This window comes from Hydrogenophaga borbori, assembly GCF_003417535.1.
In the GTDB taxonomy this organism is placed as follows: Bacteria; Pseudomonadota; Gammaproteobacteria; order Burkholderiales; family Burkholderiaceae_C; genus Hydrogenophaga; species Hydrogenophaga borbori.
On the sequence record NZ_QVLS01000027.1, the window covers coordinates 1 to 2697 of the forward strand.

Consider the following 2697-nt stretch of genomic DNA (forward strand, 5'->3'; position numbering starts at 1 on the left):
GCGCCGAGTCCGCGCTCTGGCGCACCGTGCCCGTCAGCTGCTCCATGCTCGCCGCCGTCTCCTGCAGGTTGCTCGCCGTCTGCTCCGTGCGCGAGCTCAGGTCCTGGTTGCCCCGCGCGATCTCGCTGCTCGCCACCTCGATGCCCTGGCTGGACTGGTGCACCTGGCCCACCAGCGCGCGCATGGCGTTCTGCATGGTCGCCAAGGCACCCACCAGGCTGTGCGGGTAGGCGCTCTCGGGCATGGTGCCGGTGAGGTCGCCGTCGGCGATGCGGTGCACGGCCTGGCGCGCGGCGGCCGGGTCACCGCCCAACTCCTGGCGCAGCGTGCGCACCACCATGAAACCCAGGCCCACCGCCACCGCCACCGCCAGCAGGGCCAGCGACAGCGCGACCACGCGCGCGCGGTCGGCGCTGGCGTTCACGGCCGTGTGCGTCTGCGCCGACAGCTCGCGCGAGGCCTTCACCTGCTCCAGCAGCGCGCCGCGCAGCTTGCGCCAGGCCGGCGTCTCTTCGGCATTGAGCGCCGCCACCGCTTCGGCGGCGCTGGTCTTGACCAGCGTCAGCACCTTGTCCTGCGCCTTCGCCTGCTCGGCGCGCAGTCCGGCCAGCGGCGCCAGCGCGGCCTGGGCCGGCGTGTCGCGCGCGGCCTCCAGCGTGCCCTTGTGCGCGGCGTCGAACGCCTCGCGCGCGGCCTCCAGGTTCTTGAAGGCCTGCGGGTTGCTCGGGTCTAGCACGATGTTGCGCAGGGCCTGGCCCATTTGCAGGCCCTGGGCGTACATCTCCTGCACACCGCTGGCCACGGCCTGTTCGGTGTTGATGTACCGGTCGAACTGCGACTGCGTCTGCGTGAGCGACCAGATGCTGCCGCCCAGGCCAGCCACGAACAACACGGCCGGCGCCACAAAGGCCAGCACGAGGCGTTGGTTGAAGTTCATGGCGGGCGCCTCACGCCGCGACGCGGAACACCTGCACCGCGGCGGCCAGGCGGCCGGCCTGCTCGCGCAGGCTTTCGGCGGCGGCCGCGCTCTGCTCCACCAGGGCCGCGTTCTGCTGCGTCATCTGGTCAAGCTGGCCGACGGCGGTGTTCACCTGGCCGATGCCGTCGCTCTGCTCCTGCGCGGCAGTGGTGATGTCGGTGACGAAGGCCGAGATCTTCTGCGCGTTGTCCACGATCTCGCCAATGGTGCTGCCGGCCTGCGCCACGAGTTGCGTGCCGGTCTGCACCTTGTCCACGCTGTCGCCGATCAGGGACTTGATCTCCTTCGCCGCCTCGGCGCTGCGCTGCGCCAGGCTGCGCACCTCGGCCGCCACCACGGCGAAGCCGCGGCCCTGCTCGCCGGCGCGCGCGGCTTCCACGGCGGCGTTGAGCGCCAGGATGTTGGTCTGGAAGGCGATGCCGTCGATGACGCCGATGATGTCGCCGATCTTCTGGCTGCTGGACTGGATTTCCTGCATGGTGGTGACCACCTGACCCACCACTTCGCCGCCGCGCGCGGCCACCTCGGCGTTGGCCGCCGCCATGGCACTGGCCTGGCGCGCGGCGTCGGCGCTCTGGCGCACGGTGCCGCTGAGTTGCTCCATGCTGGCCGCCGTCTGCTGCAGGTTGCTGGCGGTCTGTTCGGTGCGCGAGCTCAGGTCCTGGTTGCCGGTGGCGATTTCCTGCGAGGCGGTGCCGATGCTGTCGCTGCTGTGGCGCACGTCGCCGACGATGCGCGACAGCGAGGTCTGCATGCGGCCCAACGAGCGCAGCAGTTCGGCGAGTTCGTCGCGGCCCGTGGCCTGCACCGGGCGCGTGAGGTCGCCCTCGGCGATGGCGTCGGCCAGGTGGCGCGCCTGGTCCACGGGCGCGCAGATGCTGTGCATGTTGGCCAGGGTGGTGGGCACCACCACCAGCGCGGCCAACGCCAGCGCGACGCCGAAGATCCACAGGGTCTGCTGGCTCGCCGCCTTGCCCCGCGCGCTCAGCGCGGCCACGTCCTCGCCCATCACCTGCTCCACCTGGGCGAGCAGGTCCGTCAGGGCCTTGTGCTGCTCGTGCGCCCGCCCGAGCATGCGGTTGGCGATGGTGGCCGTTTCATAGCCGCCACTCTCCAGTTGGTGCGACACCGGTTCGATCGCGGCCATGTAGGCCTTCAGCCGCTCCTGCGCCTGGGTCACCAGCGCGTCGCGCGAGGCATCGCGGCCGGAGAGCAGGCTGTCCATGGTCACGGCCGTCTTGTCGGCCTCGGTCTTCCAGCGCGCCTTGGCCGCGACCACCAGGTCGGGCTTCTCGTAGGCAATGATCATGTCCTTCTCATGGCGCGTCATGGCGCCCATGGAGGCCTTGAGTTGCGAGAGGGCGAGCGTTTCCTGGTACGCGCGCTCGGTGAATTCGGTGGCCACATGCGAGAGGCGCCACATGCCCCAGAGGCCGGCGCCGCCGACGGCGCCCAGAAGGGCCAGCACCACGGCGATCGCGCCGATCATGCGCTGGCGCACGGTGAATTGCCGCATGAATGCTTGCATGTCTGTCTCTCCTTGTCTTCTGACTGTCTGGTCCGCCGCGTCAGTGCGCGAGGCGGAACACCTGCACCACTTCCGTCAGCCGGCCGGCCTGGTCGCGCAGGCTCTGGGCGGCGGCCGCGCTCTGCTCCACCAGCGCCGCGTTCTGCTGCGTCATCTGGTCCAGCTGGTTCACCGCCACGTTCACCTGCCC

General features: G+C 70.8%; 2 protein-coding genes and 1 pseudogene. All 3 read right to left on the bottom strand.

The features are described from left to right. Positions 1-937 (bottom strand): methyl-accepting chemotaxis protein (locus tag DY262_RS22190; protein ID WP_484131213.1); only part of this gene is annotated, 937 nt, incomplete at its 3' end. Between the two features lie 10 nt (positions 938-947). After that, complete coding sequence (locus DY262_RS21420) at positions 948-2507, bottom strand: methyl-accepting chemotaxis protein (RefSeq protein WP_116961069.1); 1560 nt, start codon at positions 2505-2507, stop codon at positions 948-950. Between the two features lie 40 nt (positions 2508-2547). Continuing rightward, a pseudogene (locus DY262_RS22100) lies at positions 2548-2697 on the bottom strand (methyl-accepting chemotaxis protein); the annotation flags it as partial.